The sequence below is a fragment of the Streptomyces sp. NPDC036822 genome (assembly GCF_055609145.1).
Genome location: NZ_JBVJPY010000003.1, coordinates 572088 through 593073, shown reverse-complemented (window position 1 = coordinate 593073; position 20986 = coordinate 572088). Strand labels below are relative to the sequence as shown.

At 74.9% G+C, this 20986-nt stretch carries 19 protein-coding genes and 1 pseudogene; 7 read left to right on the top strand and 13 right to left on the bottom strand.

What is annotated here, in order from left to right; all coding sequences use genetic code 11:
* Positions 1–15 precede the first annotated feature (15 nt).
* The 3 genes from ACZ68P_RS10175 to ACZ68P_RS10165 form a co-directional block, all read right to left on the bottom strand.
* On the bottom strand, positions 16–579 hold the full coding sequence (locus ACZ68P_RS10175; protein ID WP_471004740.1) for a hypothetical protein: 564 nt from the start codon (positions 577–579) through the stop codon (positions 16–18).
* A gap of 271 nt (positions 580–850) precedes the next feature.
* Positions 851–2911 (bottom strand): FUSC family protein, encoded by a 2061-nt coding sequence (locus ACZ68P_RS10170; protein ID WP_471004738.1) that lies wholly within the window; start codon positions 2909–2911, stop codon positions 851–853.
* A 398-nt stretch (positions 2912–3309) separates the two neighbouring features.
* Entirely contained in the window at positions 3310–4512 is a 1203-nt protein-coding gene (locus ACZ68P_RS10165; protein WP_471004736.1) for a DUF2786 domain-containing protein, read from the bottom strand.
* Between the two features lie 135 nt (positions 4513–4647).
* On the opposite strand from ACZ68P_RS10165, the gene ACZ68P_RS10160 reads away from it, so the two are divergent.
* From ACZ68P_RS10160 to ACZ68P_RS10150, 3 genes and pseudogenes are all read left to right on the top strand, one after another.
* Positions 4648–5379 carry an ABC transporter ATP-binding protein gene (locus ACZ68P_RS10160; RefSeq protein WP_471004734.1) on the top strand — a complete coding sequence of 244 codons (732 nt, stop codon included), beginning with the start codon at positions 4648–4650 and terminating at the stop codon, positions 5377–5379.
* On the top strand, positions 5373–7586 hold the full coding sequence (locus ACZ68P_RS10155; RefSeq protein ID WP_471004732.1) for an ABC transporter permease: 2214 nt from the start codon (positions 5373–5375) through the stop codon (positions 7584–7586). The genes ACZ68P_RS10160 and ACZ68P_RS10155 overlap by 7 nt, the downstream gene beginning before the upstream one ends.
* Before the next feature lie 415 nt (positions 7587–8001).
* Positions 8002–8292: pseudogene (locus ACZ68P_RS10150) on the top strand (Uma2 family endonuclease); the annotation flags it as partial.
* Positions 8293–8301: 9 nt separating this feature from the next.
* Here ACZ68P_RS10150 and ACZ68P_RS10145 read toward each other — a convergent pair.
* Entirely contained in the window at positions 8302–9219 is a 918-nt protein-coding gene (locus ACZ68P_RS10145; RefSeq protein WP_471004730.1) for an NADP-dependent oxidoreductase, read from the bottom strand.
* A 140-nt stretch (positions 9220–9359) separates the two neighbouring features.
* On the opposite strand from ACZ68P_RS10145, the gene ACZ68P_RS10140 reads away from it, so the two are divergent.
* From ACZ68P_RS10140 to ACZ68P_RS10130, 3 genes are all read left to right on the top strand, one after another.
* A complete protein-coding gene (locus tag ACZ68P_RS10140; protein ID WP_471004728.1) occupies positions 9360–10412 on the top strand; it encodes a sensor histidine kinase in 1053 nt (350 codons plus the stop codon).
* A complete protein-coding gene (locus ACZ68P_RS10135) occupies positions 10378–10605 on the top strand; it encodes a LuxR C-terminal-related transcriptional regulator (RefSeq protein WP_471004935.1) in 228 nt (75 codons plus the stop codon). Before ACZ68P_RS10140 ends, ACZ68P_RS10135 begins: the two co-directional genes overlap by 35 nt.
* Positions 10606–10666: 61 nt before the next feature.
* The gene (locus ACZ68P_RS10130; protein WP_471004726.1) at positions 10667–12376 is read left to right on the top strand and encodes a bifunctional 3'-5' exonuclease/DNA polymerase; all 1710 of its coding nucleotides are present in this window, start codon (positions 10667–10669) and stop codon (positions 12374–12376) included.
* A gap of 277 nt (positions 12377–12653) precedes the next feature.
* On the opposite strand, the gene ACZ68P_RS10125 is transcribed toward ACZ68P_RS10130, so the two are convergent.
* The gene (locus ACZ68P_RS10125) at positions 12654–13973 is read right to left on the bottom strand and encodes a hypothetical protein (protein WP_471004724.1); all 1320 of its coding nucleotides are present in this window, start codon (positions 13971–13973) and stop codon (positions 12654–12656) included.
* A gap of 92 nt (positions 13974–14065) precedes the next feature.
* Positions 14066–14575, bottom strand: coding sequence for a SigE family RNA polymerase sigma factor (locus ACZ68P_RS10120; RefSeq protein WP_365712762.1), 510 nt, complete (start codon positions 14573–14575; stop codon positions 14066–14068).
* Between the two features lie 131 nt (positions 14576–14706).
* On the opposite strand from ACZ68P_RS10120, the gene ACZ68P_RS10115 reads away from it, so the two are divergent.
* Positions 14707–15096: a DUF6479 family protein gene (locus ACZ68P_RS10115; RefSeq protein WP_471004722.1), complete on the top strand. Its 390-nt coding sequence runs from the start codon at positions 14707–14709 to the stop codon at positions 15094–15096.
* Between the two features lie 156 nt (positions 15097–15252).
* Here the strand turns inward: ACZ68P_RS10115 and ACZ68P_RS10110 are convergent, their stop codons facing one another.
* The 7 genes from ACZ68P_RS10110 to ACZ68P_RS10080 form a co-directional block, all read right to left on the bottom strand.
* Positions 15253–15456: a hypothetical protein gene (locus tag ACZ68P_RS10110; protein WP_471004720.1), complete on the bottom strand. Its 204-nt coding sequence runs from the start codon at positions 15454–15456 to the stop codon at positions 15253–15255.
* Positions 15456–16769 (bottom strand): cation:proton antiporter, encoded by a 1314-nt coding sequence (locus ACZ68P_RS10105; RefSeq protein WP_471004718.1) that lies wholly within the window; start codon positions 16767–16769, stop codon positions 15456–15458. Before ACZ68P_RS10105 ends, ACZ68P_RS10110 begins: the two co-directional genes overlap by 1 nt.
* A gap of 158 nt (positions 16770–16927) precedes the next feature.
* Positions 16928–17950, bottom strand: coding sequence for a guanitoxin biosynthesis L-enduracididine beta-hydroxylase GntD (gene gntD, locus ACZ68P_RS10100; protein ID WP_471004716.1), 1023 nt, complete (start codon positions 17948–17950; stop codon positions 16928–16930).
* Positions 17951–18020: 70 nt separating this feature from the next.
* The gene (locus tag ACZ68P_RS10095) at positions 18021–18200 is read right to left on the bottom strand and encodes a hypothetical protein (protein ID WP_365712772.1); all 180 of its coding nucleotides are present in this window, start codon (positions 18198–18200) and stop codon (positions 18021–18023) included.
* A gap of 212 nt (positions 18201–18412) precedes the next feature.
* Positions 18413–19522, bottom strand: a complete 1110-nt coding sequence (gene rsgA / locus ACZ68P_RS10090; protein WP_471004714.1) for a ribosome small subunit-dependent GTPase A — start codon at positions 19520–19522, stop codon at positions 18413–18415.
* On the bottom strand, positions 19519–20244 hold the full coding sequence (locus ACZ68P_RS10085; protein ID WP_471004712.1) for a 4'-phosphopantetheinyl transferase family protein: 726 nt from the start codon (positions 20242–20244) through the stop codon (positions 19519–19521). The genes rsgA and ACZ68P_RS10085 overlap by 4 nt, the downstream gene beginning before the upstream one ends.
* Before the next feature lie 8 nt (positions 20245–20252).
* On the bottom strand, positions 20253–20981 hold the full coding sequence (locus ACZ68P_RS10080; RefSeq protein ID WP_471004710.1) for a YqcI/YcgG family protein: 729 nt from the start codon (positions 20979–20981) through the stop codon (positions 20253–20255).
* Positions 20982–20986: the final 5 nt, after the last annotated feature.

Genomic DNA, 20986 nt, shown 5'->3' with positions numbered 1-20986 from the left:
AACAGTCGCGTCCGGTCAGCGGTCCCAGGCCGGCAGGTCGGCGAGGAGCCGGCCCTCGCGGTCGTAGAGCGCGACCGCCGAGCCGCTCTCGGCCGGCGGGGTGTGCGCGTACCAGACACCCCAGCCCGGGCGGCCCGGCAGCGACAGCAGTGCCGCCACGGTCTTCGTGCCGTCCGCTTCGGTGAGTTCCACCCGGCCCGCCCGGTGGGTCCCGTAGAAGATCCCCGAGTGGAAGGCCCCGTTCGCGTCGCCCTCCGACTGGTGGCTGACTCCCGGCTCGGAGAGGTCGATGTTGCCGTCGACCACGCTACGGAAGTTCTCATAGCCGTCCTCCCCCGCCCAGTGCTTGCCCTGGCGGGTCAGCCACACCGTCCAGCCCTTCCCCGCGTCGACCCGCTCATCGGGCCGCACGACCTCGATCGGGGACGGGGACACGGCGGCGGGCGCGGGCGCGGCCGGGGCGGCGCTCGCCGCCGGTCGGGCGTCGGCGGGGTGGGCGGCCGGCGCGCCGACGGCCGTGGGCGCGGCGGTGACGAACGCCGCCGCGACCACGGCCGCGGTCAGCAGGTGCTTCTTCATCCGGTGACTCCTGGGGTGTCGGGTGGGTCTCCACTCCTCGGGTGGGTCTCCACTCCTCTCAACTCCCTTCAGGGCGGAGCCGGATGACACGGGCGGGCAGACGGCCCGGGAATCGGGCCGGGGGGAGGACGGCACGAAGGCGGGGGCACGGGGACGCGGGGGGGCCGGGGGCTCGGGGGCGCGCGGGGCCGGGGGCGGAGGGCTCGGGGCGCCGGGGGCTCGGAAGGGGGCGGAGGGCTCGCGGGGGCCGGCTCGGGGGCGCGGCGGTCCTTCAGGAGCGCCGGGCGGAGTCCTGCAGCGCTGCCGTGAGGTCGTCCAGGGCGTCCAGGAGCAGCTCGGCCCCCTTGTGGAGGAGGAAGTGGTCCGGCGGGGCCGCGCGCCATGCCTCGACCGTCTCGCGTACGTCCTCCCAGGCCGGCTCGCCGCGCTCCCGTACCTCCTTCGCGCCCCGTTCCGTCGCCCGGCGCAGCGCCTCGGCGAGCGTGGCGGCGGCGGGGACCGGCGGGGCGCCGCGCTCGGGAAGGTGGGCCTCCATCAGCATCGCGACCCGGCCGAACTGCGCCAGGGCGTGGCCGGCCTCGTCCGCGGCCGCGTGGGACAGCCCCCGGTGGCGCACGGGTTCGTGGGTGGCCCGGTCCACCGCCTCCTGCCAGGCGATCCGGGCCGTCCTGGCCTCCAGGAGGGCCTCGCGGACGTCCGGGGAGACGGCGCCCACCGGGGCGGCGTAGTGGGCGACGACGGAGGCGGCGTACCTCCCGCCCGCCACCAGCCAGTCGGCGAGGCGGTGGCGCAGCAGGGGCGTCTCCCAGGCCGGATAGACGGCGTACGCGATCATCGCGAGGATCCCGCCCAGCAGGGTGAGGACGACCCGCTCGGGGACGGTCTGGGTCCACTCCGAACCGCCCACGCCGAGCAGGAAGACGACGTACGCCGAGACGCACACCTGGCTGACGGCGTATCCGGTGCGCATCAGCAGGTACATCCCGAAGGCGCTGACGACGGCGAGCGCGGCGGAGGCGTACATGCCGGGGTGGGCGGCCTGCACGATGCCGGTGGCGAGGGCGACGCCGACGAGGGTGCCGCCGAAGCGGGCGACGGAACGGGCGTAGGTCTGCGTGAAGTCGGGGCGCATGACCATCACGGAGGCCATCGGGGCCCAGTAGCCGTGCCCCAGGGGCAGGACGGTACCGATGACGTAGCCGACGACGGTGACGGCACAGACACGGACGGCGTGGCGCAGGATCGGGGACTCGTGGCGCAGTTCGCCGCGCATCCGGGCCAGGGCCACCGGCGTCAGCCGGAGGAGCGTGGGCAGCGAGCGGGCCTCGGCGGCCGCCTCCGTACGCGGGTCGGCGGTCTCCACGACGTCGTCGAGGAGCGTGGCGAGCCGGACGGCCGCCCTGCGGGGAGGGCCGGTGAGGATCGCGCCGGTGTCGGGGGTGCGGAGGGCGGCGAGCGCGGCGGGCGGGAGGTCCACCGGCTCACCGCGGCGGATGGCGTGGGCGGCGGCGTCCAGGACGGCACCGGCGGCGGCCAGCAGTTCGCGGACCCGGCCGCGCTGGGGGCCTTCGGCGGGGACGCCCACGGCCGGGTCGGCGAGGGAGGCGAGCACGGGGCGGATCCGCTCGGCGAGACCCCGGGGGCCCTGCAGTTCGGCGGGGCGGCGGCGGGCCTGCCGGGAGGTGACGGCGGCGGCGTTGCGGGCCGTCATGAGCGGCACGGGGTCGAAGGAGGCGATGGGGTCCTGGCGCAGGCGCCGGGCGTAGTCCGCCTCGGCGGCGAGCGCGTCGGCGAGGGCGTCGCGCTGGGCGCCCCAGCGGCGGATCGGCAGGAGGACGACGAGCGCGGCCTGGACGAGACCTCCCGCGGCGATCATGGCGGCGTGGCCGGCGGCTCCCGCGACGGAGGTGGGGAGGGTGACGGTGACCAGCATGATCGCGACGTTGGAGGAGGCGATGATGCCGACGGTGGGGCCGGCGGACCAGGCGAGCCCGGAGAGGAACGTCCACAGGGCGAGGAGGGCGAGAAAGGGGGCGGGGTGGGCGCCGGCGTTGGTGACGTAACCGAGGAAGGTGGAGACGGCGAGGCTGGCGCCGGAGGCGAGGGCGAGGGTGGGGCGGGGGCGCCAGGAGCGCTGGAAGGTGGCGATGGCGGCCTGGAAGGCGCCGAAGGCGGAGGAGATGGCGACGCCGGGGCCGAAGAGGGCGAGGGAGACGCCGACGACGAGCGCGAGGCCGAGGGCGCCGCGGGCGGCGACGAGAGGATCGAGCCGCCGCCGCTCGACGGCGAACCCGGAACGGGCGGTCTCCCTCAGGGCACGGAGCCAGCTCATGCGCTCGAGCGTATCGGCGAAGCGGTACGAAAGGGGCGTACCGCCCTTGGGTGGGGGTCGTCGGGGGGCCCGCCACCGGGCGGGGGCGGGCCCGGGCGGGGGCGGGCCCGGGCGGGGGCGGGGCCCGGGCGGGGGCGGAGCCGTGGGCACCCGCCGGGTGGCGGCGGCCGGGGTGGGCCCACCTCACGAGGCGCGCCGCGCCCCTGGGCACCGCCGGCACGGGGAGCCTGGGCCCGGCAAGGGCGCCGTCCGCTGCGCCCACCCGTTCCGCCCCGGCGGAACGTAAGCCCGCAACGGGGTGGGCGGGAGAGGGCGGCGGAGCGTATGCCCGCAACGGGGCGAGGCGGGTCCGCCGCGACGGGGTGGTTCAGGGGCGGCTGGGCGCGCCACCGGGTGGTTCAGGGGCGCCTGGGGACCGCTGGGCGGGTGGGGTGGAGGCCGGCGCGGTCAGCGGCCGTGGTGCCGTGGGTCCAGCCTGCCTCGTCCCACATCGCGCGTACCCGCGTCGTCCGTGTCTGCGGGAACATCTCGTCCGTGCGGGACGCGACCGCCACCTCCCGCGACGCCAGGACCGGCAGCAGCGTCGGCGCCTCCGCCGCCACGCGGCGCGAGGTGGACGCCAGCCGCGCCCCCAGCCGGTTCGCGTACGCCAGCAGGAACGACTGGCGGAAGGACTTGGTGCGCTTGCGGCCCCCGGCCCGCTGCTCCGCCTCCGCCCGCGTCATCGCCGACGTGCCCTGGACGAGCAGCGACGTGTAGAGCAGCTCCACCGGCTCCAGGTCCGTCTCGAAGCCGACCACCGTCGAGAAGCCGTACGGCTCGTTCCACACCGCCCGGCAGTGGTTCGCCGTCGCCACCGCGTCCAGCAGGATCGCCTTGGCCTGCTCGTACGGCGCGTCCACCCCGATCCGGACCGCCCCCGGCGTCTCCGCCCCCGGCGTCCCCGAGGCACCCGACGCGCCCAGCGCCGCCTCGTCCAGGCTGTGCCGGGCCATCAGCTCCTGCGCCTTGGCCGTCAGCGCCTCCGCCTCCTCCGGGTACCCCGTGGCCTCCGCCTTGGCCAGCAGCGCCCGGATCCGGGTCAGCATGCGCGGCTCGCCCGCCACCGGGGGCGGGATCAGCGCGTCGCCCGGCATCGGTCCCACCGGGTCGAGGGACGGCAGCCGGACCAGCAGCCGGTAGAGCTCCAGGACCGCCGTCGCGTACGAGAAGCGGTCGGCCTTCCACGGCCGCGCGTCCAGCTCGGCGAGCTGCGCCGACCACCGCGCCGGCAGCCGCTCGTAGCCCGCCGTCTCGGCCACGACCAGCGCGCCGAGCAGGCGGACGTGCGCCTCCTCCAGGTCCCGCCGGGCGAGCCGTACGACATCCGCCGGCTGCCAGCCGCGCTCCCACGCCCGGCGGACGAACTCCTCGCCCCGGCGGGCCAGTTCCGCGTCCGCCCCCGGGTCGGCGGCCAGCAGCGACGCCGCCGTGTCCAGCGCCCTGTCGTCGTCCCCGTACAGCGCCTTCAGCGCCTCCGTCACCGTCTGCGTACTCACGACCGCTTCGCGTCCCGTTCCTCGCGTGCCCGCCTCGTGCGACCACGACCGCCCCACCAGCATGGTCCTCACCGAACACGATCGCGAAATCGGGGGAGTCACGGGCGGTGGCGGCACGGAAGGGGTAGGGCCGGCCCTACCCCCGAGACGCCCTCCAGGGGTCGTGATCGGGGGGCCGCCGGACGGTTGGCTTGCGTCATGACCTCAAGCGCCGTTCGGCTCGTCGACCTCCACCGCCACCACCATGACGTCCGCGCCCTCGACGGGGTCGACCTGGACTTCCGCACCGGCACCTTCACCGCCGTCATGGGTCCCTCCGGCTCCGGCAAGTCCACGCTGTTGCAGTGCGCGGCGGGGCTCGACCGGCCCACCGGCGGGCGGGTGGAGGTGGGCGGGGTCGCGCTGGAGGGGCTGAGCGAGCGGCGGCTCACCCTGCTGCGCAGGGACCGGATCGGCTTCGTCTTCCAGTCGTTCAACCTGCTGCCCTCGCTCACGGCCGCGCAGAACGTGGCGCTGCCGCTGCGGCTGGCCGGGCGGCGCCCCTCCCGTACCGAGGTGCGGCAGGCGCTGGACCGGGTCGGGCTGGCCGGCCGGGAGAAGCACCGGCCGGGGGAGCTCTCCGGCGGACAGCAGCAACGGGTCGCGATCGCCCGGGCGTTGATCACCCGCCCGGCGGTGCTCTTCGGGGACGAGCCGACCGGCGCCCTGGACTCCACGACCGGGCGCGAGGTGCTGACGATGCTGCGGGAGCTGGTGGACCGGGACGGTCAGACGATCGTGATGGTCACCCACGACCCGGTGGCGGCCTCCCGCGCGGACCGGGTGGTGTTCCTGGTCGACGGGCGGGTGGCGGGCGAGCTCTCCTCCCCCACCGTCGAGCGGGTCGCCGCGCGCATGGCGGGTCCGGAGACGGAGGCCGTGGCGTGCTGACCGTCGTCCTCTCCGGCCTGCGCGCCCGCTGGGCCGCGTTCCTCGGCGGTTTCGTCGCCCTCGCCCTGGGGGTCGGGCTGCTCACCGTCATGGGCCTCGGCCTCTCCGCCACCTTCGACGCCCCCGAGCGGGAGCCACGGCGGTTCGCCTCCGCACCGGTGGTCGTCATGGGGCGGGACGCGCTCACCGTCGACGTACGGCGGGGGCCGGACACCGCGCGGGTGTCGCAGCGACTCGACCGTCCACAGCCTGTGGATACCGAACTGCTGCGCGAGCTGAAGGCCCGCTGGACCGTCACCACCGCCGAAGGCACGGCGGCGGTGAAGACGGCGGACGGACCGGCGGACACGGGGACGGCCGGCGCCGCCGGCCCACGCGGCGGCGGCGCCGACGGCCGGGACACCGCCGCACCCGGCCGCGCCCCCGACGCCGTCGGGGTCCACGGCCCGGCCGACGCCGTCCGTGCGGTCGTGGGCGACCGCGCCCGGGTGCTCACCGGCGGCGAGCGGCGGCTCGCCGACCCCGAGCCGCGGCAGGACGCCGAGGCGCTCGTCGCCCTCAACGCCCTCCTCGGCACCGCCGGCGGTGTCACCACCTTCGTCTCGGTCTTCGTCGTCGCCTCCACCTTCGCCTTCGCGGTCGCCCTGCGGCGCCGCGAGTTCGGGCTGCTGCGCACGGCCGGCGCGACTCCCGGGCAGGTACGGCGGATGCTGCTCGCCGAGGCCGTGGGCCTCGGCGTCGTCGCCTCGGCCGCCGGGTGCGCGCTCGGCGCCCTGGGGGCTCCCCGGCTGGCGCGGGTGCTCGTCGACGGGGGCCTCGCCCCCGACTGGTTCGCGATCGGAGGCGCCGCCTGGCCGTTGCACACCGCGTTCTGGACGGGTGTCACGGTCGCCGTGACCGGCGCGGTCGCCGCGTCCCGCCGGGCCGGCAGGATCGGCCCGACAGCGGCTCTGCGGGACGCGGACGTCGACACGGACGTCCTGCCGCCCGGCCGGGCGCTGCTGGGCGCGGGTCTGCTGGTCACGGGCCTCGGCCTGCTCGTGTGGACCTGCCTGACCGAGCCGTCGGAGCTGATGAAGCGCAAGACGTACACGACCCAGCCGATGCTCCTGATCAGCGGCGTCGCCCTGCTCGCCCCCGTGCTGGTGCGCCCGGTGGCGCGGGCCCTGCGGCTGCCCGGGGTGACCGGCATGCTCGTACGGGAGAACAGCGCGGCGGCCGTGCGCCGCACCGCGGCCGTCGCCGCGCCCGTCCTCGTGACGGTCGCGCTGGCCGGTTCCCTGCTCGGCTCCGCCACGACGGTGACGAGCACCCGGGCGGCCGAGGCACGCGAACAGACGGCGGCCCGGTACGTGGTGAGCGGCGCGGACCTGCGCCCGGTGTCCGTCCCGGGCGCGACCGTCTCGGCGAGCGCGACGACCTCCGTCTTCGTACGGGACGGGGCCGAGGCGCTGGTGAGGTACGGCGCGCGGGCGGTGACCGATCCCGCGGCCTTCGCGGACCTGGCGCGGCTGCCGGTGGTCGCCGGGGACCTGGCCGCTCTCGACGACCGGTCGATCGTGGTCGACGAGGAGTGGGAGCGGGCCCGTGTCGGCGCGGACGTCGACGTCTGGCGCGCGGACGGCAGCGGGCCGGTACGGCTGCGGGTCGTGGCCGTCCTGGCGCGCGGCACGGGTGACAACGGGCCGTACGTGACCCGGGCGAACGCCCCCGGCGCGGTGGTCGACCGGATCGAGGCCCGCGGCACGGACGGCCCGCGGGCGCTGGCGGCGGCCGGCGGAACGGTGCGGACCGTCGAGGAGTGGGCCGCCGCCACTCACCCGGTGACCAGCCCGCAGACGCGGCTCGGGCTGCTCCTGGTCCTGGGCATCGCCCTCGTCTACACCGTGATCGCGCTGGCCAACACGCTGCTGATGGCGACGTCGGTACGGGGCGGGGAGCTGGCGTCCCTGCGGCTCGCGGGGGCCACGCGCGGGCAGATCCTGCGGGTGGTGACGGGCGAGGCGGCTCTGGCCGTGGCGATCGGCACGGTCCTCGGACTGGCGGTGACGGCGGTGCACCTCGCGGCCCTGGGCGCGGGCCTCGCGGCCCTGTCCGCACCGGTCGCGCTCGCCCTTCCCTGGGACGCGGTCGGGGCGGCGGCGGGGATCTGCGCCCTGGTCGCCGCCGGATCGGCGGTCCTTCCCGCGTGGCGCCTGACGCGCTGAGCGGCGAAGGTGGTGGGACGGGGCGGTGACCGGGGTCGGAGCCGGGTCACCGCCCCGTCCTCGCACTGCGCGGTGACCCGGTCCGCGTCGGCCGTCCCACGTCCTGGGTGGCTGCCCCCGAGGGCGCCGCGACACGGGTGGCCGCGCCCCGGTGACCCACGACGGAAAAGCTTTAAAGAACCCAGGGAAAGTACCAACCCCACCCTCCCAGCCTCCCCGGCGGACCGCGTCACTCACATGGGCGACTTGGGCCAACTGGGCCGGATTGGGGACCGGTTGCCTGGCATATGCTCGCGCCGACAGCTCCGGACATACGACGGCCCCCGGCCGGGACTAGCGATCCCGATCGAGGGCCTGACCACCGAGGAAGCAAGACCTTCCTGATGGATAACCAGAACCCCAGCGCGCCCGCGCGCTCCAAGGCGACGGATCGTTCGACCCTCGCACCCTGCTCGCCGCAATCGAGGTCGTCTCGCGGTCCGACCCCGACAACGACTGGGTCGGCAAGGTGCGCGACTACCCCCTCCTCGGAGTCCCCCTGTACGTGATCTTCGATCCGCGAACCGGCTCCGGGGCCGTCCTGTCCGACATCCACGACACCCCTGAGGGACCTCGCTACGCCACTCGCAAGGACTTCTACTACGGCGAGGACATCACGATCGCCCACTGGACGATCTCCACCGCCGACCTGCCCCGGTACCCGTAGCCCCGCCCCCTACGGCACCAGGATCAACTTCCCCCGCGCGTGCCCCGATTCGCTCAGTTCCTGGGCCCGGGCCGCCTCCTTCAACGGGAACGTCTGCGCCAGGCGGACCGACAGGCGGCCCTCCGTCGCCAGGCGGGCGTGGTGCGTCAGCCAGGCCCGGACCTCGGGCGCGGGCGCGGTGACGCCCGAGAAGACGATCCCCAGCTCCGCCGCGTCCGGCGCCGCGATCGTGACGATCCGCCGCGTCTCTCCGCCCATCAGATCGATCGAGAGCGGCAGTGTGTCGTGACCCGCCGCGTCGAAGACCGCGTCGACGCCGTCCGGGGCCGCCGCCCCGATCCGGCCCGCCAGACCCTCCCCGTACGCCACCGGCACGGCGCCCAGCTCCCGTAGGTAGGCGTGGTTGGCCTCCGAGGCCGTGCCGACGACCGTCGCGCCGGCCGCGACCGCGAGCTGGACGGCGACCGCGCCGACGACACCCGCCGCCCCGTGCAGGAGCAGCGTCTCGCCCTCCTTCACGCCGAGCAGGCCCAGGACGCGTGCCGCCGTCTCCCCGGCCACCGGCAGGCTCGCGGCCTGCTCCCAGGTCAGCCCGGCGGGCTTGGGCAGGAACAGCGAGGACAGGGCGTACTGCGCGTAGGCGCCGGTCGTCGTCCAGCCGAACACCTCGTCACCGACGTCCACCCCGACGACGCCCTCGCCCAGCGCGTCCACCGTCCCGGCGAACTCCAGGCCGGGAACGGCCGGGAAGACCGTCGGGTAGAACGCCTCGACCCAGCCGCGACGACGCTTGTGGTCGAGGGGGTTGACGCCGGCCGCCGCCACCTTCACCCGTACCTCGCCGGTCCCCGGCTCCGGCACGGCCACCCCGCTCGCGTGGCGCAGGACCTCCGGGCCGCCGAACTCCTCGTACACGATCGCTTCCATCTCGCCCTCCTCCGTCACCGTCCGCCGGTGACGGCTCAAGCGTGCGATCCCGGACGGTGCCGCCAGGCCCTCCCGACGGCCAGTCCCACCTGGCCGGAAGACCAGCCCCGCTCCCCCGCCCGCTGACTACGCTGAAGCGCATGGACGCGACCACGCTGACCACCGCGTACGAGATCATCCGGCAGCCGCTGGGCGAGATCCTCCCCCGGCTCTCGGCCGCCCTCGCGCCCCTCGTCCCGCACCGGGGCGCCGCCGAACTCTCCACCCACTGCGCCCACTCGCCGTTCAAGGCCGTCGGCGAGACGGATCCGCTGGTCGCCTCCGACCTCGCCCCGCTGCTCGGCTCCGGCGTCCCGGGCAGCCCGTGGCAGGGCCGGGTGGTCGTCGGCGGGGCCGTACGCGAGGTCGTCGCCGTCACGAGCGACGCGACCGCGCGCCGGTCGGTGCTCGTGCTCCTGCGCGACGAGGGCTCGGCGCACGTCGCCGGGGACGGACTGGCCGTGGTGCAGGCGCTGTGGGACCTGGTGACGAGCCACTTCGACCGGTTCGCGGTCGAGGCGCTGCCGGGGGCGCTCGCCCGTTCCCGGGCGGCGGCCGACACCCGGGCGCGGGTGATCGCGGAGTTGTCGACGGCTCACGCCGCTGCCTTCTCGGGGGTCCTCGGGGTGCTGCGCAGCCGCGCCCTGGACGACGCGACCGCCCGGGCGACCGCCACCGACCTGGCGGTCTCCGCGCTGGTCGACATGCGGGCCGAGACCAAGCGCGACCGGCTGATCGCCGAGGAGCCGGCCCGGGAGGCCTTCGCCCGGCTCGCCGACGACCTGCGGCCGATGCTGCGGCACAGCGCGGTACGGCTCGAACTCGGCCCCCCGGAGACCGAGCGCTCGCTCGCGGCGGACGTCGCGCACAGCGCGCGGGCGATCGTCCGGGCGCTGCTGCTGGTGATCCTGGAGCAGGACTCCGTACGCCGGGTCCACGTCGGCTGGCAGCTGACCGAGCACGAGCTGCGGGCGGCCGTGCGGGACGACGGGGCCGGCGGCCTGGACCCGTGCGACCTGGGCGCGGGCAGCATCACCGACCGTCTGGAGGTCCTGGGCGGGCACCTGGACATGGAGGCGGTGCCGGGCTGGGGCACGACGATCACCGCCGTGATCCCCGCTGGCGACCCCGGACGCGCCGGCCGGGGCGGCTGACCCGCTGACCGCTCTCGGCGCCCGCGAGCTGGAGGTCCTCACCCGTCTGGCGCTCGGGCTGCGCAACCGGCAGATCGCCGGCGAACTGCACATCAGCGAGTCCACGGTGAAGTTCCACGTCGCCAACATCCTGACGAAGCTGGGGGTCGCGTCACGGGGTGAGGCGGCCGCCCTCTTCCACAAGGCGGCGTAGGCCCCCCGGCGCGTCCCGTCGGCGCCTGCCGCTGTCAGTGGCGGGTGCCAGACTCGCGCCCATGAGCGAGAGGTGGGCGCTGGCCGGAGAGGCGGAGGGTGGCGGAGCGCGGCTCGTCCCCCTCGGCCCCGAGGGGCTGCCCGCCGGGCCCGTGCGACACGAGCCGGACCTCGTCGAGGCCGTGCGCTCGCGGCCCGACGTCACCCGCTGGGTCTGGCGCTCGACCCCGGAGGTCTATCCGCGTCTCCTCGCCGCCGGGGTGCGCGTCGAGCGGTGTTACGACATCGAGGGCGCCGAGCAGCTCCTCCTCGGGCACGAGGGGCGCCTGGGTGAGCCGCGGTCGGCGGCGGCCGCCCTCGCCCGGCTGCGGAACGCCCCCGTGCCGCCCGACCCGCCGCAGCGGTCCGCCGAGCCGGGCTCGCAGGACTCGCTCTTCGAGCCCGCCCCGGCCGCCGAGGTCCCCTTCGAGGGCCTCCTGGAGGTGTACGCCGAGCAGCAGCGCCGCCATGACCGGGCCGAGCATCCCGGGAGGATGCGGCTGCTGACGGCCGCCGAGTCGGCGGGCATGCTCGTCGCCGCCGAGATGCACCGGGCGGGGCTGCCCTGGCGGGCGGACGTGCACCGGGAGGTGCTGCACGGCCTGCTCGGCGAGCGGTACGCGGGCGGCGGGGAGCCGCGCCGCCTCGCCGAGCTGGCCGACGAGGTCTCCGCCGCCTTCGGCCGCCGTGTCCGGCCCGATCTGCCCGCCGACGTCATCAGGGCCTTCGCGCAGGCCGGCATCCGGGTGAAGTCCACCCGGCGGTGGGAGCTGGCCGAGCTGGACCACCCGGCGGTGGAGCCGCTGATCGCGTACAAGAAGCTGTACCGGATCTGGACCGCGCACGGCTGGTCGTGGCTCCAGGACTGGGTCCGGGACGGCCGCTTCCGCCCCGAGTACGTCCCCGGGGGCACGGTCAGCGGGCGCTGGACCACCAACGGCGGCGGGGCGCTGCAGATCCCCAAGGTGATACGGCAGGCGGTCGTCGCCGACGAGGGGTGGCGGCTCGTGGTGGCCGACGCCGATCAGATGGAGCCCAGGGTGCTGGCGGCGATCTCCCGCGACCCGGGCCTGATGGAGGTCGCCGGGCACCCCGACGACCTGTACACCCGGCTGTCGGACCGCGCCTTCTCCGGTGACCGCGAGCACGCCAAGCTGGCGCTGCTCGGCGCGGTCTACGGCCAGACCAGCGGGGACGGCCTGAAGAACCTGGCCGCGCTGCGGCGCCGCTTCCCCCGGGCGGTGGCCTACGTCGACGACGCGGCGAAGGCGGGCGAGGAGGGCCGGCTCGTGCGGACCTGGCTCGGCCGCACGAGCCCGCGCGCGGTGGGCGCGGGCGACGACGAGGAGGCCGGCCTGCCGCAGGAGGGGGGCCTCCCTCAGGAGGGCGGGGACCTGCCGGGGGCGGGCGGCGACTTCACGCCCGGTCACGCCTCCGGGAACGCACGGGCGCGCGGCCGGTTCACGCGCAACTTCGTGGTGCAGGGCAGCGCCGCCGACTGGGCGCTGCTGGTGCTCGCCGCGCTGCGCCGTGCCACGGCGGGGATGCGCGCGGAGCTGGTCTTCTTCCAGCACGACGAGGTGATCGTGCATTGCCCGGCCGGGGAGGCGGAGGCGGTGACGGAGGCGATCCGCGCGGCGGGGGACGAGGCCGGACGGATCGTGTTCGGGGTGACGCCGGTGCGGTTCCCGTTCACGACGGCGACGGTGGAGCGGTACTCGGACGCGAAGTGAGCCGGGGAAAGGGCGGGGCGGGGCGCAGGCCAGGGGCCCGGGCAAGGACCCTGGGCAAGGGCCCGGGGCGTGCCAGGTGGCCGGGCCCGGGTCCCGGCCACCGCACCGGTCCCGGCCCACCCGGCCGCCTGGCCCCGCGCCCCGGTCCCGGCCACCGCACCGCAACGCACCGCACCGCAACGCACCGGCCACCACGCCGGTCCCGGGCACGCGGCCACGTCCTGAGGCGGACGAGGCCCCGCGCCCGTTCAGGGGCGTGGGGCCCTGTCGGCCGGTTCTAGCCGGCGGACGGCTGCTGCCACTTCGGGCTGAGCGCGATCGTCTTGAGCTGCTCCATCGTCAGCGCGGGCTCGGCACGGGTGGCGGCCTCGTGCTGGGCGCCGGTGTTGAACGCGGAGACCACGACCCGGAAGCCGTCCGGCGTGATGGTGTCGACCGTCCACCACACGACGCCCGCGCCGCCCTTCTCACCGGGCTGCTGGGTGAGCTTCACCTTCCGGCCGTCGGGCAGGGTGGTGACGTCGCCGCTGCCGAACAGCTCGCCGGCGACGTCGCCCATCCGGGGCTGCACGTTGATCTGCACGAGGCTCTTGCCCTTGCCGTCATTCACGACGACATGGCCGAACCCGACGTCACCGCCCCGGCCGACCACCCGCAGCTTCTTGGGGAGGAGTGCGTCCAGGATCGCCTGGATCTCGCCCTTGCCGAGTTCGGCCGCCGGGGGCGGGGTGCCGGGGTCGGCCTGGTCGACCGGGGCCGCCTTCCTGTCCGGCGGCAGCTGCTTGATCAGCGGCAGCCAGCCCCGGGCCGTGACCAGCGTCTTCAGCTGCGCGGCGTCGAACGGCGGGTTCTCGCGGGTGATCGGGGAGTCCTTCTGCGTGGCGGCGTTCCACTCGCTCGCGTCGATGAGGATGCCGTCCTTGGTGAGCAGCACCGCCCGCCAGTTCTTGGTCTCCACGCGCTTGTCCGGATACTCGTACCCCTGGAGGACCATCAGACGGGAGCCGTTCGGCAGCTGCTCGCTGACGCAGTCGTCGTACGGGACGTAGGTCTTGTCCGGGCACTCCACCTGGTCGGAGCCCGCCTCGCCGGTGTTCCCGGCGCGGTACAGGCCGAGGGAGAAGCCGGCCTTGCCGCGGCCGTCGTCGTAGACGCCGGTGACGGACTGGCCCGTCCCTTCCAGCCCCTGGAAGGTCCAGGTGCCGGCCGGGGTGTTCGCCTTCACGACGGCGGCGATGTCCTCGACCGGGATCCGCGCCTCGTCCGGCTTGCGCTCGGCCGGAGTCTCGGCGCCGGCCGCGGTCGGCTTGGACGCGCCGACCGTGGCCGTCCCCTCCACGGTGCCGTCGCCCGAGCCCAGCAGGTCGCCGCCGTAGACGCCGCCGACGCCGACCAGGGCGAAGGCCAGCACGCTGCCGGTCACCATGCCCGCGCGGCGGCGCGCCAGCCGTCGTCGGCCGCGCCGGAGGCCGCCGGTCGCGAGCTCGTGGCGGTCGTCCGCGGCGAAGCCGTCACCCGTGTGGCGCAGGGCCTCACCGAGCCTCTCCTCGAATTCCTCGTGCTGTCCGTGCCGGCCGGGTCCCTCGTTCAGAGGCATGCCGAATCACCGTCTCCGTCCTGAGTGAAAGAGTGAAAGTTCGAAGGTTCGAAGGTTCGAAGGTTCGAGATGAAGCTGTTGAAGCGGGGGCTTCAGCGGGAGGCGAAGGCGGCGATGCTGCCGCCGAGCCCGTCCCGCAGTTTGCCCAGGGCCCGGACCGACCGCGTGCGTACCGCCGCCGAGCTGACCTGCAGCGCTTCCGCGGTCTCCTCGATGCTGCGGTCCTCCCAGTACCGCAGCACCACGACCGCCCGGTCCTTGGGCGTCAGGGCGGCCAGCGCGTCGAGCAGGGCGATCCGCAGGGCGGGGTCGTCGTTTCCCTCGGGGGCCCGGTCGGGGAGTTCCCCGAGGGGCCGCTCGGTGGCCGAGCGCCGCCGCTGATGGCCGAGGAACGTGCGCACGAGCACGGTCTGGGCGTATCCGGCCGGGTTGCCGATCCGTCCCATCCGTCCCCACATGGCGTACAGCCGGCCGAGCGTCTCCTGCACCAGGTCCTCGGCGAGATGGGTGTCGCCGCTGGTCATGAGGCATGCGGACCGGAAAAGGTGCCCCGATCGGGCGGACGCGAATTCCATGAACTCGTCCGCGCGGGACTTCTGCATACCCTCCCCTTCCTCGTCCTCGTCGCTACACCTCTTTGATGCGACGGCCCCCGGGGAATGTTTCAGGTACCGGGGAAAAAGGTTCGGGCTCTGGAATGTCTGAGCGGACCGAACGAGGGTATTCGGCGCATATGAACGCTTTCGTGATGCAGTCGGCAGAGGTGACGATGGCCGCGGGCGTCTGGAACCGGGGCCTGGGCCAGCTCCTGGGCGGCCTTGTCGTGGTCGCCGTGCTCATCGGTGCCTTCGCCTGGGGTCGAAGGATCCGCGACCGTGAGCCCCGGCCCCCGACGCCCGAGGAGCAGCCGCACCGGCCGGACGACGCGGGGCTGCCCGGCGAGGAGTCGGAGTACCGCACGTCCGCCGAGGTGCCGCAGTCGGACGGCGAGCACCGTCTCATGCCGTACCAGCTGAAGAACTCGGGCGAGACGTCGTCCGAACCGCCCACCGAGGAGAAGCGCAAGTGGGGCGGGATCTCCAGCGGCGGCTTCGGCAGCGGCGGGCCCGGCCACGGCGACTGAGGCTCTTCCGTACGGCGCTCGTCCTCTCGACCGCGCCGGGCGGCCCGGACCTGCCCGGGCCGCCCGGCGCTCGGCCGTGCCATGAGCCGTGTGACGAGAGCCCCTCGGGACCGGCGGGGCTCTCGTCAGAGCCCCGCCGGTCCCGAGGGGCTCTCGTCAGAGCGCTGCCGCGGCGGTGAGGGTCGCCCAGCGGGCGAGCACGTCCTGTGCGTCGCCGTCCTCCAGGTCGTCGAGGAGGCGCAGGACCCGGGCGTCGCCGCGTACGACCGCGACGATCCGGCAGGCACGGGTGATGACGACCGTGCCGTCGGCGCGGTGCTCGTAGCCGAGGAGGCGGGTCCGGGAGACGGGCGCGGGCATCAGGGGACTCCGATCACTTGCTTGCGGCTGTCGTGGGCCTGGTCGCCGCCGTCGCCTCCCCCGGCCGGCGGGGCCGCGTCCCCCACGCCGAGCAGGCGCAGCAGGGGCCCGGCCATCGCGGTGGTCACCAGGGCCATGAGCACCATCATGGTGAAGAGCTCCGGTCCGATCAGGCCGAGTTCACGGCCCACGCCGAGGATCACGAGTTCCGTCAGCCCCCGGGTGTTCATCAGCGTGCCGAACGCTCCGGCGTCGCGCCAGCTCATCCCCGACAGGCGGGCCGGGATGGCCGCGCCGGCGTATTTGCCGACGACGGCGGCCACCAGGACGAGCAGGAGGGCGAGGAAGCCGGACGCGCCGAGGTCGCCGATGTCGACGGAGAGGCCGGTGAGGACGAAGAAGACCGGGAGCAGCAGGGAGGAGGTCTTCTCCAGCGGTGCGGCGAGCTGCCGGCGCAGGCGGGGCTCTTCCGGTCGCGGCATGACCAGGCCGAAGGCGAAGGCGCCGAAGATGGCGTGGATGCCGATCCACGAGGTGGCGTAGGAGGAGAGCAGCACTCCGGCGACCACCAGGACGAGCCGGACGCCGGTCTCGGGCCGGCCCGGGGTGGCCGCGCGCAGCAGCCGGTGCAGCAGGGGCCGTACGGCGAGGACCATCACCGCGGCGTAGAGGGCGGTCAGGGCGAGGACGGTGAAGAAGCCGCCGGTGCCGCCGGCGCCCGCCAGGGCGACGACGAGGACGAGGACGCACCAGGCGACGACGTCGCCCGCCGCCGCACAGGCCATTGCCAGGGTGCCGACACGGGTGTGGCCGAGCCCGCGGTCGCGGATGATGCGGGCGAGGACCGGGAACGCGGTGATGGAGAACGCGGTCGCGAGGTAGAGGACGAAGATGTCGGCGCCGACGCCGTCGGGGGCCGTGGAGCGGTACAGCAGTGCCGCCGCGCCCGCGCCGACCGCGAACGGCACGGCCATCGCGAGGACGGCGGTCGAGCCGACGGACCGGGTCCGGCCGCGCAGCCGGCCGAGGTCCAGCTCCCATCCGGCCAGGAACATGAAGAGGGCCAGGCCGACCTGGGCGAGCGCCGACAGCGCGGGCCGCGCCTCGGGCGGGAAGATCAGTACGGGCAGGTCGCCCGGCAGCAGCCCGAGGACGCTCGGGCCGAGCATCAGCCCGGCCGCGATCTCCGCGACCACCGGTGGCTGGTGCAGCCGTCGGCCGAGGGCGACCATCAGGGCGCCCACGAGCAGGACGACGGCGACGTCCGCCATGACGATCGCGTCCAGCGGCACACTCGTCGACGCTGCCGTCACGCGCCTCACCTCCCTTTGCCTCGTGCGGTGTCGTCGGTCCACGGGCCGAAGGCGGCCGTTGGCGTGGAACCGGTGGAACAGGACGCGGCCGCGCTCGGACCGCTGGTCCCGACCAGGACGCGGCCGTGGTCGGCCGGCAGGGTACGGGGCCGCTGGTACTAGATCAGGACGCGGCCGGCGGCGGTGTCGCGGGTCTCGCGCGACTTGCGCAGGTCCCGGGTGATGATCGCCTTCTGGAGCCAGCGGTCGGTGCCGTCGTAGCGGGCGGTGAAGGCCTTGCGGCCGTGCACGGCGAGGTAGTTGTCGACGACGAGCAGGGTGCCGGCCTCGACCACGATGTCCCGGGTCGCGGACTCCAGCTCCCGTACCAGCTCCTTGAGGGCCTGCTCGGCGGCGGCGTCCCCCTCGACGCAGCGCATGAAGAAGGGGTCGATCCGCAGGTACGGCGAGTCCGGGGCGCCGAAGAGGACGGCCACGGGCTCCGGCGTCTCGCGCATGGCCCGCATGCGCGCCAGTCCGGGGTGGTCCGGCTGCTGGGCGGCCAGCTGCCGCAGGTGTTCGTCGTCGGGAAGAATGTAGAAACGCGGTTCGGAAAGGATCTTGCGGGTGTCCTCGCCGAGGGTCACATCGCGTACGGAGGCCACGGTGGTCGGAACTCGGTCGTGGTTTCGGATTCCGAACAGCGCCAGATAATCGCAGCGGTACGGGTGGAAGCCGTCCTCGGTGTGCCATTCGAGCAGGACATCGCTGCCGTGGCCGCTCTGCTCGTTCTCCTCGCCGGCGATCGGCAGCACATTCTGGATCATTCTTCCGGATTGCAGGGTCGGCCAGCTGAACACTTCCCCGAGGCATGTGCCGATCAGCGACAGGAAGAGTTCCTCGCGGCGGGTGCGGACCGACCGGGCGGCTTCCGCCCAGTTCCGGGGGGTGGGGCCGACGGCGGTGTCGTCGACGACGAATCCCCTGATCTTGAAAGCGGCGGCGGGGTCCTCGCGGCGGAAATCGGCCAGGAACCTGCGCAGTCCGACGGGGAGCCGCGTGGCGAGTTCCCACGCCCGGTCGTGGAAGAGCGGGTCGCCCGGGTCGCAGTCCCCCGCCTTCAGCTCGGCGATCAGCGCGTCCAGCTGGGCGACTTCGCCGGTGGACAAGTCGTAGTGGAGTACGCCCTGGTCATGGGTCACTGGAATTCGCCCTCTCTGGCGTGGGTGGTGGCGGGGCGGGCGGGGCCGAGGCCCCTGCTGCCCGGGGGTGTCAGTCCCAGCCCCAGCTGTCGCCGTCGTCGTTCGGACCGGTGGCGGCGGTGGTCGGGCCGCTCTGCGCCGCGGAGGTCACCGGGTAGGTGTCCGCGGCCCGCGCCGTGGTGGTTCCCAGGACCGTCGTGGTGACGGCCGCAGCGCAGGAGATCAGGTAGACGAATGCCTTGCGTCGCATTTTCTCGTCCGATTCCGTCGAAGTGACGGGAGGAAATTCCCCTCCCCCGGACGGGCCGGTGAGCCTGCCATTTGTGTGGCTCTCCTTCACCGGCCGCCGATGGGTAATCTGTCAGGGTCCGAACGGGCGTCACAAGAAGTTGCGGTGGCACCAAGGTGCAGTGGCTGCAAGTGGCCAGACGGGTATCCGCGGGGGTGGTGGCGGGACCACCGTCAGAACGCCTTGCGGTGTTTCCCGCCACGCTTGCGCTCGTACATCTCGCGCCCCGCGGCCTCTCGGCGCCGCCATTCCCTGCTCAGTTCGGCGCGCAGCCGGGCGTCGGTGCGGGAGGCGATCCAGGCGCTCTCGCGCAGCAGTTTGCGGTAGCTCTCGAACCGGCGGTGGGACAGCGTGCCGGCCTCGACCGCCGCGAGGACGGCACAGTCCGGCTCCGCGTGGTGTTCGCAGTCGTGGAAGCGGCAGTGGACGGCCAGCTCCTCGATCTCCGAGAAGACCTGCGAGAGACCGTCGTTGGCCTCCCACAGGCCGACCCCGCGCAGCCCGGGGGTGTCGATGAGGACCCCGCCCCGGGGCAGGAGCAGCAGCTCGCGGGCGGTGGTGGTGTGGCGGCCCTTGCCGTCGCTGCCCCGCACGGGCCCCGACTCCTGCTCCTCCGTCCCCAACAGGGCGTTGACGAGGGTGGACTTGCCGACGCCCGATTGCCCGAGGAGGGCGGAGGTACGGCCCGACAGCTCGGCGGCGAGGGCGTCGAGGCCGGCTCCGCTGACCGAGCTCACGGGGAAGACCCCGGCGCCCGGGCCCGCCTGTTCGACGTCGGCGACGAGGTGGGTGATGTCGGGGACGAGGTCGGTCTTGGTCAGGGCGACCACCGGCTGGGCGCCGCTGGACCAGGCCAGGGAGAGGAACCGTTCGAGCCGGCCGAGGTCCAGCTCGACCGCGAGCGAGACGCCGATCACGGCGAGGTCGATGTTGGCGGCGAGGGTCTGGCCTTCGGAGCGGGCCGAGGAGGTGGAGCGGGTGAAGCGGGTGCGGCGGGGCAGCGGGGCGCGTACCACGGGGCCGGCCGGCGGCGCCGTGTCGACGGCCACCCAGTCGCCCGTGCACAGGCCGCTCGCGGGATCGCTCTCGGCCCGTAACGTACGCAGCGGGGCACGGGTGCCGGGTGGGTCGTCGTCGGCCGCCACGACCACGTCGCAGCGGCCCCGGTCGACCCGCACCACCCGGCCGGGCACCAGGCCCGTCGGCGCGTACGGGGCGAAGGCGGCCGCCCAGTCGGTGTCCCACCCGTAGGCGGTGAGCGGTGAATCGGCAGCACGGGTCACGGAGTTCCCCTCGATCGGGCCAGGTCGGGGTCATTGTCGGCACGGCGGCCCGCGCCGGGGGACCGGCACACCGTCGTCGCGGTGACCAGCAGCCCCTCCCTGACCAGAAACCGCCCCTCGAAGCCGCCCAGCCGCACGCCGTCGACCAGCGGCCCGTCCACGAGCAGCCGGGCCGTGAACGTCTCCGTACGCGGCTGGAAGGCGACCGTGGCCTCCAGGAAGTCGAGCCAGCGGCCGGTGAGCGGCGACCACGCCTTGTAGACGCTCTCCTTGGCGCTGAACAGCGCGCGGTCCCAGTGCACGTCGGGCCGCAGCGCGGCGAGTTCGGCCAGGTGCGCGCGTTCGGCGGCGTCCGTCACCATGTGCAGGACGCCGGTGCGGTCGAGCGCCCGGTGCGGTTCCGCGTCGAGGCCCAGGGCGGCGACGTCCGCGGCGCGCGCCACCGCGGCGGCGCGGTAGCCGGCGCAGTGGGTGATGCCGCCGACGATCCCGGCGGGCCAGACCGGGGCCGATGCGGAGTCGTGGGGGATGGCGACCCGCGGCGCGCCGAGCCGGCCGAGGGCCCGGCGGGCGCAGGCCCGTGCCGTGGTGAACTCCCGTCGCCGCGCGGGCACCGCGTGGGGCAGCAGGTGCTCCTCCCCGGGGTAGGGGACGGGCGGGCCCGCGGGGTCGCCGAACGCCTCGGCGGTCGCGACCGGCCGGGGCAGCAGTTCCTCCAGCATCCCTCCTCCTACCCGGCCTTCTCCGCCGCGACGGACCGGACGGCCCGGTGCGCCCCGGCCGCCGCGACCTCCCGGCCCGCCCGGTGCGCCTCCGCCGCCCCGGTCGCCGCGACCTCCCCGGTGTCCTCGTCGCTCCCGTCCTGCCACCACCGGACGGGCCGGTCGAGGGGGGCGATCGGCATGACGGACTTGAACATGTCGTTCTCGACGTTGGCGAGGTGGGCGTCGTACGGCCTGCCGACCGCCGAGAAGGCCCGGTGGATGCGCTCGCGCCGCTTGTCGATCGCGGGCGCGTGGCGCTCGAAGGTGGAGGCCGGCTGGAGCAGGAAGTACGTGTGCGGGCTGCCGTGGTTGTGGCGCGGCGAGTGCTCGGGGTAGCACGGCGCGAAGGAGACGACGAAGAAGCGCTCGCCCTCGATCATCGCGTACCAGGTCTCGTCGGGGTCCGGGGAGTCCTGGATGTAGACGCTCGGGTACATCGCGCAGAGCGCCTCGAAGAACCGCCGGGTGAGCCGGGTCAGGGACTCCAGGGTGGCGCCCAGCGTGGGGTCCTCGAAGGTGAGGACCATGCCGTCGCGTTCCTCGGCCCGCGCGGTGCGGAAGAAGTCGGCGAGGGCGGTGCGGTGGGCGAGCAGCTCCGCCTCCACGTCGGCGGAGGTCACGGCCAGGGGCGGGCCCATCCTCGACGGCTTGGCGAACGGGCACAGGGTGGTCTGGACGATCCGGTCGAAGCTCATGGTCA